General features: G+C 44.6%; 14 protein-coding genes and 6 tRNA genes. 18 read left to right on the top strand and 2 right to left on the bottom strand.

Annotated elements, in window-relative coordinates; translation table 11 throughout:
* The first annotated feature begins 42 nt into the window (after window positions 1-42).
* From GC093_RS24535 to GC093_RS24445, 18 genes are all read left to right on the top strand, one after another.
* Window positions 43-119: transfer RNA gene (locus GC093_RS24535), tRNA-Ile, on the top strand.
* Between the two features lie 63 nt (window positions 120-182).
* Window positions 183-258: transfer RNA gene (locus tag GC093_RS24530), tRNA-Ala, on the top strand.
* A gap of 4 nt (window positions 259-262) precedes the next feature.
* Window positions 263-338: transfer RNA gene (locus GC093_RS24525), tRNA-Asn, on the top strand.
* A 1-nt stretch (window position 339) separates the two neighbouring features.
* A tRNA-Glu gene (locus GC093_RS24520) sits at window positions 340-414 on the top strand.
* Window positions 415-435: 21 nt separating this feature from the next.
* A tRNA-Leu gene (locus tag GC093_RS24515) sits at window positions 436-518 on the top strand.
* Window positions 519-526: 8 nt separating this feature from the next.
* A tRNA-Pro gene (locus GC093_RS24510) sits at window positions 527-603 on the top strand.
* Between the two features lie 347 nt (window positions 604-950).
* Complete coding sequence (locus GC093_RS24505) at window positions 951-1982, top strand: tetratricopeptide repeat protein (RefSeq protein ID WP_171654548.1); 1032 nt, start codon at window positions 951-953, stop codon at window positions 1980-1982.
* A gap of 116 nt (window positions 1983-2098) precedes the next feature.
* Window positions 2099-2881: a M20/M25/M40 family metallo-hydrolase gene (locus GC093_RS24500; protein ID WP_171654547.1), complete on the top strand. Its 783-nt coding sequence runs from the start codon at window positions 2099-2101 to the stop codon at window positions 2879-2881.
* A gap of 75 nt (window positions 2882-2956) precedes the next feature.
* The gene (locus tag GC093_RS24495; RefSeq protein WP_171654546.1) at window positions 2957-3751 is read left to right on the top strand and encodes a hypothetical protein; all 795 of its coding nucleotides are present in this window, start codon (window positions 2957-2959) and stop codon (window positions 3749-3751) included.
* 406 nt (window positions 3752-4157) lie between these two features.
* A complete protein-coding gene (locus GC093_RS24490; protein WP_171654545.1) occupies window positions 4158-5429 on the top strand; it encodes an ABC transporter substrate-binding protein in 1272 nt (423 codons plus the stop codon).
* Window positions 5430-5504: 75 nt separating this feature from the next.
* Window positions 5505-6380 (top strand): carbohydrate ABC transporter permease, encoded by an 876-nt coding sequence (locus GC093_RS24485; RefSeq protein WP_171654544.1) that lies wholly within the window; start codon window positions 5505-5507, stop codon window positions 6378-6380.
* On the top strand, window positions 6381-7205 hold the full coding sequence (locus tag GC093_RS24480; protein WP_246315219.1) for a carbohydrate ABC transporter permease: 825 nt from the start codon (window positions 6381-6383) through the stop codon (window positions 7203-7205).
* 333 nt (window positions 7206-7538) lie between these two features.
* Window positions 7539-8054: a DUF2179 domain-containing protein gene (locus GC093_RS24475; protein ID WP_171654543.1), complete on the top strand. Its 516-nt coding sequence runs from the start codon at window positions 7539-7541 to the stop codon at window positions 8052-8054.
* 47 nt (window positions 8055-8101) lie between these two features.
* The gene (locus GC093_RS24470) at window positions 8102-9310 is read left to right on the top strand and encodes an ABC transporter ATP-binding protein (protein ID WP_171654542.1); all 1209 of its coding nucleotides are present in this window, start codon (window positions 8102-8104) and stop codon (window positions 9308-9310) included.
* Window positions 9307-9972, top strand: a complete 666-nt coding sequence (locus GC093_RS24465) for an ABC transporter permease (RefSeq protein WP_171654541.1) — start codon at window positions 9307-9309, stop codon at window positions 9970-9972. Before GC093_RS24470 ends, GC093_RS24465 begins: the two co-directional genes overlap by 4 nt.
* A gap of 16 nt (window positions 9973-9988) precedes the next feature.
* Window positions 9989-10879, top strand: a complete 891-nt coding sequence (locus GC093_RS24460) for a glycine betaine ABC transporter substrate-binding protein (protein ID WP_171654540.1) — start codon at window positions 9989-9991, stop codon at window positions 10877-10879.
* A 15-nt stretch (window positions 10880-10894) separates the two neighbouring features.
* Window positions 10895-11530, top strand: coding sequence for an ABC transporter permease (locus GC093_RS24455; RefSeq protein ID WP_171654539.1), 636 nt, complete (start codon window positions 10895-10897; stop codon window positions 11528-11530).
* A 282-nt stretch (window positions 11531-11812) separates the two neighbouring features.
* On the top strand, window positions 11813-12802 hold the full coding sequence (locus GC093_RS24445) for a Gfo/Idh/MocA family protein (protein ID WP_171654537.1): 990 nt from the start codon (window positions 11813-11815) through the stop codon (window positions 12800-12802).
* Between the two features lie 250 nt (window positions 12803-13052).
* On the opposite strand, the gene GC093_RS24440 is transcribed toward GC093_RS24445, so the two are convergent.
* Window positions 13053-13850: a hypothetical protein gene (locus tag GC093_RS24440; RefSeq protein ID WP_171654535.1), complete on the bottom strand. Its 798-nt coding sequence runs from the start codon at window positions 13848-13850 to the stop codon at window positions 13053-13055.
* A 10-nt stretch (window positions 13851-13860) separates the two neighbouring features.
* The gene (locus GC093_RS24435) at window positions 13861-14298 is read right to left on the bottom strand and encodes a hypothetical protein (protein WP_171654536.1); all 438 of its coding nucleotides are present in this window, start codon (window positions 14296-14298) and stop codon (window positions 13861-13863) included.
* Window positions 14299-15176: the final 878 nt, after the last annotated feature.

Genomic DNA, 15176 nt, shown 5'->3' with positions numbered 1-15176 from the left:
ACTTCCCACGAAAGTGGGGAGTTTGTTTTTGTGATATACTTAGGGCCTTTAGCTCAGCTGGTTAGAGCGCACCCCTGATAAGGGTGAGGTCGGTGGTTCGAGTCCACTAAGGCCCACCAATCCATAAATATTGGATAGGTTAACCGAGTACGTCACAGCAAATCCATTAATGAACAAAGTATGGGGCCATAGCTCAGCTGGGAGAGCGCCTGCCTTGCAAGCAGGAGGTCAGCGGTTCGATCCCGCTTGGCTCCACCATTATTCCCTGATAGCTCAGTTGGTAGAGCACTCGACTGTTAATCGAGTTGTCACAGGTTCGAGTCCTGTTCGGGGAGCCAAGGCCCGTTGGTCAAGTGGTTAAGACACCTCCCTTTCACGGAGGTAACAGGGGTTCGAGTCCCCTACGGGTCACCATTTTAAGCTCACTATGAACTAGCCGGTATGGCGGAATTGGCAGACGCGCGCGACTCAAAATCGTGAGGGAAACCGTGGGGGTTCAAGTCCCTCTATCGGCACCATAATATTTCGGGACGTAGCTCAGCTTGGTAGAGCACCTGGTTTGGGACCAGGGGGTCGCATGTTCAAATCGTGTCGTCCCGACCACTTTTCTATGAATGCTTCCAAAAGTAATTTAATCCGCAGAACTTTGCGGTTTTTTTTGTATTGCTTAATAACCAAATAAACAAAAAGAAGTTCGATGAGACAGGCACATCTGGGCTCCCGCAAACCGAAGTTCTACTGAAACACGAAAAGAGTGCATTTTGGAAGACGAAATTAGGGTTATTCCACAGGTAGTCGAACAGGCTGCCTGGGGAATAACTCTTTTTTACGGAGATAAGGATTTGAGATTCCCGCAACCATTGCTGTTCCGAAACAAACGCAAATGGTAAAATAATTGACGAGCGTTGGCTAGGGATATGATAATGCTGAGTTTTGTGAGGTGCAGTATAATGCCAAATAGAAGTATACCCATGTTTAAATTCAGAGCAGCAGGTAACAGCCCTTTTAAAGAAATAAAGGACACGCAGTACTTGGAAGAGCTGGAACAAAGCTTACTTGATCAATATGAAAACGGTGAGAGGTCTTCTTATGAGCTTAAGGAGAAGCTGTTTTACCTGTATTTGCGCTTGTGGGAGCTGGAGCCTGAGAAAGATTTTTACCGCAATCCGATAACGAGGTTGGTTTTGGACATCGGCTGGGATATCAAACGTCGTAAGGTGAATTACGAACAAGCTCAGCTATTTTTTGAGGACTTGATCCAATTAGCCAAACCCCATGCCTTGCCGATTGCCCATTATCGTTTGGGGTTTATTCATTTTTATAATAAAAGGTACCATTCGGCTATCCGGAGCTTTGAGAAAGCCTTGCAAAGACACAACCCCGACAGGGTGGAGCGGCTGCCGCTTCCGAATGAAAGGCTGAACGAATCGCAAAGCATGAAGGCGCAGGCGCAATTGGCTGAGTCGCATTATAAATACAGTGTGGAGCTGGCCATAAGGGCTAAACGCATGTACGAGGAACTCGGCAATCCTGACGATTATGATATTGATTATATTATGAAGCTGGAGAGGGAAATACTCCGAGAGGAGTCTAAGCCTTATATGTGCTTGACGCCGGCAGGCAGGTCCTCCATCAGTGAGCAGGAATACCGGGAATTACGGGAAGCTGAGGCTGCTTTTATTTTCGATTGTACCGACCATGATGAGCAGCGGGTTTATGTCAAAGGGAAGCTGAGGGCTTTTTCCGCTCGTAGGATGCAGATTCTAGAGATCCTTTTTGAAAAACAAAAACCTGTCCCTCAAAAAGAGATTGCCGATAAGCTGAATATCAGTCAGGTAAGCCGCTATATGAATGAATTAAAGAGGCTCCTAAGTGAATATGGATTGGATGAGCAGACTATTATTGCGGATAACGGGTATTACATCAACCATCCCAATCCCATACTAATTTTTAATGAAAATGACCCCAAATATCTGATGTAATACCAGTTGTAATGCTAGAAAGCGCCCATAGCGGCGCTTTTTTTGTTGTTCACCTTACAAGGATTGTAACCCTCGCATTCTACAATAAAAGTATCTTAATCGAGGGGGAATTACATATGAAACCATTGAAAAACACTTTGCTTGAACTGCTGAACATCCAAGGGGTAAGCGGACGCGAACAGAAAGTCGCCACGTATGTCGCAGATCGTTTAACTGAGCTCCATTTTACAGTGGAACGTGACTATTTCGGGAATGTTTTAGCACAGCGGTCCTTTGGAGCCGTTAGTCAAGCTAATCAAGGGCCAGTGTTACTGCTGTCCGCCCATATGGATACGGTGGTTTCTTTTGTACCGGGTCGACGAATCGTGTGGGAGGACGATATTCTTCGCAGCTCGGCAGGGATACTTGGGGCAGATGATCGGGCGGGGATTGCTATTATATTGCAGGTGATCGAGGGAATGGAACGTCATTCTTTTAACGGCACGCTCAAGATTGCTTTTACCCGGGATGAAGAAAGAGGGCGGATTGGTTCAAATGAGATTGCCTCTGAGTGGCTGGCAGATGTGGATATGGCTATCGTAGCTGATCGGCGGAATAGGCGCGATATTGTAACTTCCTGCAGGCGTATGACATTTTGCTCGAATGAGATCGGGGCGTATTGGGAGCTAATGGGGGAACGAATCGGACAACCTGATTGGAAAAGCTGCGAAGGTGGTATCAGCGATGCCATGACTTATGCCGAGCATGGGATCCCGAGTATCAATGTCTCTTGTGGCTACCAGCATGAGCATACGGATTGGGAGGAGCTGCATTGGCCGTCAGTAATCGATACAACGAATCTCATCACGGAGGGAATTCTGAATTGGCGTTCGGTTAAGGTTACAGTGTCCGTAAGGTGAGGGAGTAATAATAGAAAGTAAGAACAAGCTTTCACAACAGTTATGGATAATCACAAAGACTGAGGAGCGGATACTATGGAACCAATAAGGATGAGCGCAGATAAGCAAATGAGGAACATGGAGCGTTTGACAGTGGCGCTAAGACGCAGAGGATTCTTCATCACTTATTTAGAAAATCGGTTGATTTTGCATGCAGGGTCAGGGAAGTGGGAACTTCTGCTATTGCAGAGGCTATTTGACGCCCTTCAAATCAAAGCTGCGTTTAACAAAGATAGTGTCATTATGGATGATGAGTTTTATTTTACAGAGGCTATGGCGGAGCAGGTATCTTTCTTTGGGGCCTACAACCAGGAATCTCAGTGCCCGCAGCATATGAGATCCTGGAAAACATTCGTGAAGCGCAGACATGGATACAAGCTCGATACGCTTACGTTAGACGCAGGGGTTGCTTATTTGGTTAAAATGCTCAGCAAAACAGGTATTCTCACGGAAATGAGCTGTGATGGCCACGGTAAACAAGCGCCGACTATTTGGTTTGCAGGCGCTTGGAATGCGGTTTGGTTTGAAATTGTGTGTGGCAAGCTGATGGCAGAAGAGAGGTTGCATTATCGCTGGACAGTCGAGGAGGATCGAAGGGGCAGTCATTTATTGACAGCGAAAAAGGCTCCCATGGAGAAATGGAACCTCGAGCTTGTTCAGAAGGATGCCCTGCAGATCGGAGCTTATCTGGAATTGTATGCAGAAGAGCTGGTCGTTAGCAAACGACAATATTTTAAACACCGCAGCATGAAGGAGCAAGCGATGCTTTTATCACAGGATTATGAGGCATTGAAATCGTGGATGAAAGAGAAGGTTAACGTTTTCTGCTAACTTCTATTTGAAAGGGTGAATATGAGTGAATCATCTTAATCAAAAGCTGCGTCTGCTGAGCATAATATTACTTATCTGTGCCTCCATATTAATAGTTCTTGGTTTTTATGTAACAAACATTTGGATTCAAACCGTAATGATAATCGCCGCTTCGATGTCTCTTTATAATGGAATAACTGGCTTAATTGTAACGCGAAAGTCTAAGCCGTGAATCAAATTTGAGATGGAATGCTCTTCTTCCAATATTGTATTTGTATGGTGCTCCTACTTTTTTCAGCAGATTGAATCTTACCTCATGTTGTACAACTTAGGTCATTTAATTCATATAAGTTACATAAACATCTATGGAAAGAAACATAATGTTTGACTAGCTTATCAAATACTGATTTGAAGGGAAGTGTACATTTTGAAGAAAGGACTTTCATTGTTGTTGTCATTGGTTCTTGTTTTTAGTCTGTTGGCCGCATGCTCTACCCCAGCCGATACAAAGCCAGCGAACGAGAAGGTTGAGCTTACGTTCTGGTCCTTGTTCAGCGGCGGAGACGGAGATTTCATGCAGCAGATGATCGATTCTTTCAACAAGGAGAATCCGAATATTCAGGTGAAAAATGTGATGCTGGAGTGGGCGGAATATTACACGAAGTTGATCACAGGGGTATCTTCCGGTAACGGTCCTGATATCGGTGTTTCCCATACCTCCAAACTTCCAGAGTTGGTCAAACAAGGTGTCGTGAACGACCTTGATTCCGTGGCGAAGGTTGAGAATCTTGATTGGAATAAATTCAATCAGAATATTTTAAGTGCTACCATATTGAATAAGAAGCATTATGCTGTTCCGATCGATACACATCCATTCATTTTCTTCTATAACAAAAAGCTGTTGAAACAAGCGGGCTTGCTGGACGATAAAGGTAAACCGACTATAGAGCAAACCGCTCAAGGGTTTGTGGACTTTGTGGTGAAGCTTAAATCCAGCATGCAAAATAACCAAATGGCTTTCGCGTTTCCGAGTAAAGGAGACGATCCTTACCGTCTATGGTGGGCGCTCTATCATCAGCTGGGTGGCAAGGATGTGATGGCTGATGACTTGAAAACGCCTTCAATCGATATGGATAAGGCCGTAAAGGCCGCCAATTATATGAAGGATTTATATCATAAGCAGCAAGTAATCCCACTGAACCTAGAAAGTGGCGCAAAGACATTCCAGGCGGGTAACGCAGGAATCTTTATGGGTGGCGTATGGAACACGGGAACGTTTGAACAAACGAATGGATTGGAATTCGGAGCCATGACGATTCCCAAATTTTATGACAAGCTAGCAACATGGGGGGATTCCCACACCCTAATTCTTCCGGTTCAGAAGAAACAAGATCCTATTAAACAAAAAGCAGCTCTTGCATTCATGAACTTTATTGCCGAACACGGTCAAATATGGGCCAAAGCTGGACATATCCCAGCCAAAGCGAAGATCGTTGATGATCCGGAATTCAAAAAGCTTCCTTACCGAAGCGATTATGTTTCCGTAGCTGACTCTGTTGCTTTCAATAAGCCAACGCCATATAACTGGCCGGTGAAAACGGTCGTTATCCGCAACCTGGATACCATCTGGAATAACAGTGTGCCTGCGGAAGAAGCTTTCAAGAAAATGCAGGAAGAAATGAAGACCGTTATTAAGTAATCGCCTTACAAAACCTTACGTCCGAAGGCCCGGCGGTTTCCCCGGGCTTCCCGGATACCGTGTGAGAGGTGCACAATGAAAAGTAAGAAAATGCTTGGAAACATCAAGGCAGTGCCTTTTCTGTTTCCTTTTTTCGTCGTCTATGTTCTCTTTACGGTTTTTCCCATGTTAAAGGGGCTGCAAATGAGTCTTTACGAATGGACGCTAATCAAGCAGATGGACTTTGTGGGAATCGCGAACTATTCAGCTATGTTCAAAGACTCGCAATTTTGGCAGGCTCTATGGAATACTACCTTCTTCGTGCTATTATCCAGTCCTTTGATGGTTGTTCTGGCATTGATTTTAGCGCTCCTTGCCAATATGAGAACGAAATTCCGGACATTTTTAAGGGGTAGCTATTTTTTGCCAAGTATTTTATCGGTCTCAGTCATTTCCTTTTTGGCCATCTTTATGCTGCAGCCTTATACCGGTTTTATTAATTCTTTGCTTCATCTTATGGGGAGTAAAGCGGAACCATTTTGGCTTGCCGACAAAAATTTGGTATGGGTTTCTATCATTAGTGTAACGTTGTGGTGGACGGTTGGATTTAACATGATTCTGTATCTGGCTTCCCTGCAGGATATTCCCGATTTCTTGTATGAAGCTGGAAAAATAGACGGAGCAACCGACGGGCAACTGTTCCGGTATGTCACTTTGCCGCTCCTCGCGCCTATCACACGAGTCATATTGCTCCTGCAAATCATCGCTTCCTACAAGGTATTCTCTCAGATTTGGCTCATTACAAAAGGAGGGCCGGGAATTACGACAAGGCCTATCATCCAGTACATATATGAAACAGGTTTCAAAAATAACGACTTGGGTTATGCAGCTACGATGTCTTATGCTTTATTTGTCATTTTGCTCGCGATTGCCTTTATACAACTTAAGCTGAAGCCTAAGGAGGAGGTCTAGTTGAAGTCAACCGCTCTGCTGCCTATGGTCCGGCTAGTCTTGGCCTTTATCCTGGCCTTATGCTTTTTAATTCCTGTCGTCTGGATGCTGTTCGTCTCGGTGAAGACAGAAGGGACACCGATCAAAACGTTGACCGATTGGTTTCTTCCGCCTTATACATTCGAGAATTATGCACACGTGCTTGGCAAAACGAAGATGCTGCGTTGGATGGGCAACAGCTTGTTTATCGCGCTGGTGAAGACGGTGTTGACAGTTTTGTTCACATCTCTGGCCGCTTTTGCTATCTCAAAAATTAATTTTTACTACAAGCAAGCTATATTTTTATTTTTTGTGGCTGGCTTGATGATACCGGGGGAAGCGACCATTATTCCTTTATATGCTGTAATTAAGGATATGGACTTACTCGACAGCTATCTGGGTATTATTTTACCGGGAATCGCAGCTCCGCTAGGGGTCATCATACTAAAAAGCTATTTCGACGGTGTACCCAAGGAGGTTATTGAAAGTGCAGAAATGGACGGATGCGGGTTGTTCCGGATTTACAGTACAATCGTCATACCGTTGGCCAAGCCCGCGCTTGCATCGATTGCGATCTTCACGTTTATCGGGTCGTGGAACAACTTTCTTTGGCCTTATTTGTCCATAACATCAGAGGAACTTTATACACTGCCAGTAGGCATTCCAACACTGCTTTCTAACTATACGATGGACTATGTCACTCCTATGACGGTTAACGCCCTCGCATCCATTCCCGTTATCATTACATTTATAATTTTTGAAAAACAGATTGTAAAAGGGATTAGTTTTACCGGAATCAAAGGGTAGAGCTCTTCTACTTTATGAATAATTTTAACAGCAGAATTACTACTATAGCTATACCAAAAAAAATCAAGCCTTTATTCATAATTGTTCACACGCCTCATCAAGTATTGGTTGTTTACACCAAAGGTTTCCTTAAATCTCAAAATTTTATGTATCAATTGATGAAGTGATTTTGCAAAAGTTGTTTTTTGGATGATTATGAATTTTTTACAAACTATAAGGTTAGATTAGACATTTAAAAGCTCCAAAAACCATGATTAGCTAAAATCATGGTTTTTTTGTTACACGAAATGGTGAATAGAATATGAAAGCTACTCTGTGAAAGGGGATATGCCCGTGATTTCGATCGAAACTATAGTTACCATAATCGCAATGAATATGATCTATGTTGCACTCTTTACTATACGTATCATACTCGTGATGAAAGCTAGAAGGGTTCTGGCTTCATTTATTAGTATCTTTGAAGTTTTTGTATACTTGATGGCACTCAATATTGTATTGAAAAGCATCGATGAACCTGTCAACCTTGCAGCTTATTGTATCGGTTGGGGTGCTGGAGTATGGCTGGGTATTAAGATTGATGAATGGATCGCGCTAGGGTATTCAATGGTTCAGATCGTTGTTGATTATGAATCGGCAAAGCTTCCGGTCACCCTGCGGGAAAATGGGTTTGGTGTGACCAGCTGGACCGCCGAAGGAAAAGATGGGCCCCGTCTAGTGATGCAGGTTCTGACCAGAAGAAATCAGGAGAAAAGGTTGTTACATGTGATTGAGGAGCTAGCTCCGAAAGCATTCCTCATTTCTTCTGAACCGAGAATGTTTCGAGGCGGATTTTGGACCCGGCGCATATAGCAGCCAAAGTGGGGAAAACCAATAAAATGGAAGGAGAGTTACGATTTATGATACGGTTTGAAAATGTCAGAAAAACCTATGATGACGGTTATGTCGCCCTTAAACATATTGATATGGAATTTAAAGAAGGCGAATTGACTGTGTTAATCGGTCCTAGCGGCTGTGGAAAAACAACATTGATGAAGCTAATCAACAGGTTAAACAACCCGAGTGAAGGCAGGGTGCTGATTCGTGGCAGGGACATTTCCCAAACGAATCCGGTGGAGCTGCGTAGAAGCATCGGATACGTGATTCAGAACATCGGATTGTTTCCCCATATGACGATTGCCGATAATGTCGCTGTTGTTCCCAATTTACTGCATTGGGATAAAGATCGAATACATAAAAGAGTGGATCAGCTCCTCAGGTTGGTCAATCTGGACCCTGAAACATACCGCAGCCGTTATCCAGCGGAGCTTAGCGGAGGTCAGCAGCAGCGTATCGGCATTATTCGCGCGCTTGCGGCCGAGCCCGAGCTTATTTTGCTGGACGAGCCTTTCAGTGCATTAGATCCGATTAGCCGCGAGCAGCTTCAAGACGAGCTTGTAAGATTGCAGCATGAATTGAATCAAACTATTGTTTTTGTTACGCATGATATGGATGAAGCGCTGAAGATTGCCGACACGATTGTCCTGATGAAGGATGGAGAGGTTGTCCAGACGGGACGACCGGAACAGATTTTGCGGCATCCTGCCAATGATTTTGTAAAAAGCTTTATAGGCGAGAAACGTCTGCAGGTTGAAGCGCATGATGAGCCGTACACGGTAGACGAGGCAATGACTGAAAACACGGTTGTTGCTTATCCGACACGGGGCTTGGCCGAAGCGATCAAATTGATGAAAAAACGTAGGGTTGATTCATTGATTATAGTAGACAGGAATGCGACACTGCTCGGTTATGCTTCCATTTTTCAAGTGCTGGACAGGTACCGGGAAGAGAATGCAACTCTGGCTGATGTAATGAGACCCTTTGTTCATTTTGTGGAATCCGGAACCCCTTTAATCACAGCTATTAATTTGATGAATGAGGAGAAGCTTTCCTATATCCCAGTTACCAAAGGCGAACGATTTATGGGCTTGATCACAAAGGGAAGCATCGTCCGCCACCTTGCAGATGTATACACGCCTTCCGAAAGTGAATCGGAGCTTGATTCTGGTGCAGAAACCGAACCTGAAAAAACCGAGTCTCCTGAAGGGGAAAGGGGAAGTGAAGAATGAATTGGGGCTATATCGATTTTATCGTGAATCGGCAAGGGGATATACTTCGTGCACTTCAGCAGCATATAGTCATTTCGGCCATCTCGGTGTTGCTTGGAGCGGTTGTTGCGATTCCAATCGGCATATGGCTTGCCGGAAATCGGATTTCCTGGATAAATGGTTTGGTGTTTGCTATCGCTAATATTTTGCAAACCATACCGAGCTTAGCGCTGCTGGCGATTCTTATTCCCATTCTTGGGGTGGGGCGGACACCGGCTATATTCGCTTTGTTTTTGTATTCACTGATGCCTATTTTACGCAATACCTACACAGGATTCCGATCTGTTGACCCTAATCTGTTAGAAGCGGCTAATGGTATGGGCTATAGCAAAAGCCAACGTCTGCTGAAAATCCAGATGCCTTTATCCGTTCCCTACATCATGTCGGGAATTCGGGTGACAACCGTGTATGTTATAAGCTGGGCGACCTTGGCTACGCTGATCGGTGCTGGAGGGCTGGGACAGTTAATTTTTGCCGGGATGGGCACGAATAAGAAGGAGCTTATCATTACAGGCGCCGTTCTGGCTGTGATTCTCGCGCTTGCAGCTGATTTTATCTTAAGTATGGCGGAGAAATGGGCAACTGCTAAGGCTCGTACTCGACCCATTTCCAATACAGCCTAGCAGGGGAGGTGCATCTATGAAACGGAGGGTATGTCTCCTTCAGGTTACAGTTTTGTTTATGATGATTATCTTTTCCGGATGCGGGAAGGGTGAGACGATCATCATAGGGACGCAGACTTTTTCGGAGCCGAAGATATTAGCGCAAATGCACAAGCTTTTGATTGAGAGCCGAACCGCATTGAAAGTAGATGTGCTGCCTGATCTGGCGTCCAGTACTGTAGTTGCGCAAGCCCTGAAAAGCAATGACATCCAAATGGGTGTATTGTATACGGGAATGATCTTCGATAACTATTTTCCGATCGAGCCTACCAAGGACAGGGCAGAGGTATTGAAGCAGGCTCAGCAAGGCTTTGATAAGTATTTTGGCTCACAATGGTTTGATCCGTACGGGTTTGAAAATACCTATGCTTTCACAGTTTCGACTGATGCAGCCAATCAAAATAAATGGGAGAAGATTTCGGACGTGGGTCCTGCGGCTGCAAATATGACGCTTGGAGTCGATACGACCTGGTTGGAGCGGGAAAGTGACGGGTACCCTGCCTTCAAAAAACACTACGGCTTCGCATTCGGCAAAACGCTCCCGATGGAAGTAGCCCTCGTGTATAAAGCAGTAGCCAGCAAAAATGTGGATATTGTTCTTGCCTATTCTACAGACTCCCGCATTAAAGAATACAATCTAAAATCACTAAAGGATGATAAGCAGTTTTTCCCGCCATATGATGCCTCTCCGGTTATCCGAAAGGAAGTGCTTGCCAAGCATCCGGAATTAGAAGAGATCATTGGTCTCCTTAAGGGTAAAATCGACTTACAGACAATGATTGAGCTTAACTATGAGGTTGACATAAACAAAAGAAACGAAAGAAAGGTAGCCGAGGAGTATTTAAGAAAAACAGGTTTGTTAAAATAACGAGGGAGTGGGCTTATGGGATTGTTTTTCCGGTATGTAGGTGAGAATTGGTCTTATTTGCTGGAACTCACTTTTGATCATGTAATGATGGTTTTGACGGGGCTCGCGCTTGCCTTGTTGGCAGGAATTCCATTAGGTATTGCGGCCGCAAGCAATCGCAGATTGGGAAAAATCATACTTCTCTTGGCTAATATCGTTCAAGTGTTTCCCAGCTTGGCCTTGCTCGTATTGCTAATGATTGTGTTCGGACTTGGCTTTACAACGGTCGTGATCGGCTTGTTTTTATATTCACTGCTTCCGATTATACGAAACACCTATGTTGGCTTAACTCAGGTAGATCCAGCTATATCCGAAGCGGGACGAGGTGTCGGAATGAGTACTGCGCAGCTGCTATTTCGTGTTCAGCTTCCGCTAGCCCTGCCATTTGTATTAACCGGTATTCGGATATCGGCGGTTATTGCTATTGGTGTGGCGACAATAGCACCCCTGATCGGAGGGGAGGGGCTTGGCCGGGAAATCTATGCCGGTATTAACATGGATAATCCGGCTCGTCTGTATGCCGGAGCGGTTCCCGCAGCGCTGCTCGCTCTGTTAGCGGATTCGTTAGTGGGTCTGCTGCAGAAGGGCATCAATCGGGGAAGATCGGCTTAAGCTTGCTTTGCTGAAGGGGCTATTATCTTATTCAAGGACAAACGCGGAGGCTGCGTCTCTTCCATCCATCGTGATAGGGGCGTCATGGTGACAGTTAGGATGCCATTAGGTAAGCCGGTAGGTGACAATGTCGCTCCGGCTTTTTGTCGCATTTACTTTGAATAAAAGATAACTAATTCCATGAATCGCTAGAGGTTGACGTAGACGGATGGATTGTTTAAGTAAGTGGGGATGGTGTAACATAGGTTTAAAACGAACATTGAGAATTAAGAAGGAGTAATTATGATACGATTTGGCGTCATAGGAACGAACCGCATTACTGAGGAATTTATTAAAGCAGCGCAGGGGCTCGAAGATTTTTCATTAACGGCTGTTTATTCACGAACTGAAGAGCGAGCCGAGGAATTCGGCTCCAAATATGGGGTCTCCAATATTTTCACGGACATAGAGTCGATGGCTAGGAGCGAGGAGCTAGATGCTGTGTACATCGCTAGCCCGAATTCCCTCCATGCACAACATGCCATAATCTGCATGAATCATGGAAAGCATGTGTTGTGTGAGAAACCAATAGCCTCCAATACAAAAGAATTACAAGAAATGATTAAGGCCGCACAAACCAATAAAGTCGTATTGATGGAAGCTTTAAAGTCAACTCTGCTCCCTAATTACAGGGCGATTCAAGAACATATATATAAGATTGGGAAAGTACGCCGTTATTTTGCAAGCTACTGCCAATATTCCTCTCGTTATGATGCCTATAAAGAAGGAACGGTCCTTAACGCATTCAATCCGGTGTTTTCCAACGGTTCATTAATGGATTTGGGGGTTTATTGCATTTATCCAATGGTTGTTTTATTCGGGAGACCTGATCTTATAAAAGCAACCGGGGTGAAGCTTGATTCTGGCGTCGATGGGGAGGGCAGCCTCTTGTTAAAATATGCAGAAATGGATGCGGTCATTATGTATTCCAAAATCACCAATTCCTCGCTTCCTTCTGAAATCCAAGGGGAGAACGGAAGTATGGTCATCGATAAAATTAACACTCCTGAGAAAGTGGAGATTCGCTATAGAAATGGAAGCATAGAAGAGATAACTAAACCTCAGGACAGTAAAACGATGGTTTACGAGGTAAAAGAATTTATAGAGCTAATTCACAACGGGCGTTTAGAGTCGCTAACGAACTCTTTTGCCAACTCTTTAATCGCTATGGAAATCATGGACGAAGCAAGAAAGCAAATCGGACTGGTATACCCAGCAGATACAGATAATTAAGTCGAACTATAAAATGCTAAACAGGTACATTAAGATTAGGATGTCCTGAAAGTATTAAAACAATAGAAAAACCAGTCTCCAAAACCACTTTGACAGTGGGTCTGGAGATTGGTTTTTTGGATTTTGGGACAGCCCCTTTGTATTTACAAGGGTAATGGCGGTAAGGAAAATATTGAGCGAATCTGATCCTGTCGCTGTCGATTCACCCTCATCCCTTAGTTCAAGCTAATCTCAAGCTCAACGCTATAGTTTAGCTGCTTGAACCGCTTGAACTGCTGGAGCTGCCAATGCCGCCCTTCGAGCCGGATGATGATACTCCGCTGGAAATGCCATTGGACGATCGGCTGCTTGAGCTTCCTACACTGCTTGAGCTTGAGGATCCGGATGAGCTTGTGGAGCCTGATGAGCTTACCGTGCTCTTAGGTGCAGTTGAGCTTGATTGTGTTCCTGAATTGGTGGTGCCGAACGAACCTGAGCGCGCAGAAGTTGAAGGCGCAGGTGTACTGCTCGATGGTGCTGGAGTTGTGGTTTTCGTATCTTTACCTGCAGCAGTGGACTGGGGGCTTGCTGCCGTGCCGTTCGCTCCAGCTGTCGGCGCAGGCGCTACCCTTCCGTTTGACGCAGCCGCACCAACGGCAGCAGCTGCTGCACCGATGGCTGCACCTGCCAGTGCTCCGCCAATCAATCCCGAAGAAACAGAGGAGCTTCGTCCATAATACGTATTCCCATCATGGGAATACGAGTATTGTTTGTCGTAGCTGTCTCCCGAATCATCGCATTTGCCGTCTTTGTTATCATCCTTGCAATAATCTTGCTGGGTGCCGCCGAATGGCGCAGCGTTAGGATCAGCGGCTTGCGGAGCGGGATTGCCCGAAACTGCAACCTGTTGAGTAGCATTACTCGGTACCGCTGTCGTTTGTGGGCTTGCAGGAGCTTGCCCGCAACCTACTAAAGTAGCGGTTGCCATAAATACGGAAACCATCATAGCGGACTTGTTAATTGGAACGGCTTTCTCTTTGAGGCCGTCTGCTTGTTTTTTTCGTGACATCATATTCACCTCATTTTATGCGTCGTGCGTAGTAAATGAACATTTTCCGATCCTCATCTAGCTCAAAGGATGATTTGGCCCATTTCTGCCCATCCAGCGTAATTGTCTCCGTCTGAATTAGAAGCAGCACATCTAATAAGCTGTCGCAATGCTGTAAGCGAAGAAGCGGGTAATCGCTCAGTTCTTCCTCGAACTGCCTGATTTCAACGACAAGTGCTTCAGCATTATCGATTGCGGGAATCGTTTGCTCCGCCATTTGGTCGGACGGGGTCACGTAAATTAGATGGAGACTGTCTTGCTTCTCCGTACTTTGCTTTTCATAAATCGTTCCTCCACGAATGAACCAGTCCGAAACGTTACGGATAAGTAATTCTTCAAGTGGAATACCGTCATAGTGACAAATTAATTCCGAGGGGTCATGATGTAACCGATACTCTAACCGAGCCATGCCACGTTCCTCCCATATAATCAACCTTCATCGCAATAAAAAGAAAACTAAGTCATATTTTACTACAAATGTATAAGATAGTCTTGGTTTAGATTAAAAACGACAAACTACTACGGGGTGACGTTGATAAAATGAATTTGGGTTATCGCCTTTTTACTGATAGCCTTAGATTGAAGGCATATGCTCTTTATTGAAGCAGCTTTCATCAAAATTTCTAGTTCAACTTACCCTCCATCTCCGTTGTGTAGGTTATTTACATGATTGGATCATTGAAGTCTTATAAGATAGATCGCTTTGAATCTGAAAATAACAATGCCGCGGCATTGTTTGCATACATATAGGACAGTGGGATCCAACGTCATAATGAGACAGGTTATGCTAAAGTGGATGGGCTAATTGGAATTATACCGTCAAAAATACAGGATCATCGAATGATTCGAACACCATTTCAGAGCTTGATAATATTGGACAGCCGCTGGATTAACTTGGAAAAGAAGACTGGAGCAATAGTTTTCCCCCTTTATTTGCGTGGCCATCTGATGTAGGGATCTTTAGTAGAAGGTGTACACTGCTAATTACATCTATCTAACAGATTCTATACCTGGAGTGAAAATGGCGGTTTTTGTTGGGAGAACCATTCTAAGAAAACTGCGAAGACCTGATTTAATAGGGCTAATCTAAAATGAAGTTATTGTTGGGAATCCCATTGGTACGTTCCGACCCGCGGAATCTTTGACACGCACACAAGCTGCCGTAATCTAAAATGAAAGGGCGGGAGCTATCCTGAGCCCCTTTTTCAATGCTCTAACTAAATGGAGATGCTAATACACTTAAGTTAGTGAGGAATAACAAATAAGACTTGCAATAGGTAGGCGTAC

Origin of the sequence: Paenibacillus foliorum, assembly GCF_013141765.1 — a bacterium.
Taxonomy (GTDB): domain Bacteria; phylum Bacillota; class Bacilli; order Paenibacillales; family NBRC-103111; genus Paenibacillus_S; species Paenibacillus_S foliorum.
This window is presented reverse-complemented; position numbering and strand designations above follow the sequence as displayed.